Annotated in this window: 1 pseudogene; it reads left to right on the top strand. The window is 33.3% G+C overall.

The features are described 5' to 3' along the window. Positions 1-72 precede the first annotated feature (72 nt). A pseudogene (locus ACIR131C_RS24925) lies at positions 73-920 on the top strand (IS630 family transposase). Positions 921-941 lie beyond the last annotated feature (21 nt).

Raw genomic sequence — 941 nt, 5'->3', positions numbered from 1 at the left:
TATAGTAGTTTAACTTAAGAATGAGACAAAAAGAGTATAAGATTGAAGAGAGAAGGTATGGGAGTAGAAATCATGGCTTATAGTTTAGATTTAAGACAAAAAGTAATAGATTATATAGAAAATGGTGGTAGAGTAACCAAAGCGGCGCAAGTGTTTGGAATAGGAAGAGCGTCAATATACAGATGGCTGGAGAGAAAGGAATTGGCAGCAACAAAGGTAAAATATCGTCAGCGATCGCTAGATATAAGAGAATTGTCAAAAGATATACAAGAAAATCCAGAAGCTAGATTAAAACAGAGAGCCGAAAAATTCGGCGTAAGTACAACTGCAATTTTTAAGGCACTCAAAAAAATGAAAATAACCAGAAAAAAAAAGAACTACGTTATAGAGAAAGAAGTAGAAAAGAAAGGATAAAATATTATCAGGATTTACGAAAATTAATCAAAATATATGGGAGTAAAAGTTTAGTATTCGTTGATGAGTCAGGATTTGAAGAATCTCCAGATTGTATTTATGCTTGGTCAAAAAGAGGGAAAAAGGTTTATGGAGATAGGCAAGGAAAGAGAGGAAAAAGAGAAAACTTAGTCGCAGGTAGAAGAAAAGGAAAAAAAGATTTAATCGCACCAATGATATTCACGGGAAGTTTGAATGCAGAAGGTTTTGAAGGCTGGTTATCAATATATTTATTACCATCATTAACCATCACATCAGTTTTGATTATGGATAATGCACCAATTCATCGAAAAACAGTGATTAAACAAATAGTTGAAGATGCAGGTCATCATGTCATATTCCTCCCTAAGTATTCTCCTGATTTGAACGATATTGAGCATGATTTTAGTGCCTTAAAGAGAGCCAGAATGTATGCTCCTTCAAATACACCCTTAGATGAAATCATCCGTGATTATTGTGTATCTTAATGTCTCATTCTTAAGTTAAAT

The sequence above is a fragment of the Dolichospermum circinale AWQC131C genome, assembly GCF_000426905.1.
Classification (GTDB): domain Bacteria; phylum Cyanobacteriota; class Cyanobacteriia; order Cyanobacteriales; family Nostocaceae; genus Dolichospermum; species Dolichospermum circinale.
Note: the sequence above shows the minus strand (reverse complement) of the source record. Positions and strands in the feature narration are given on the sequence as shown.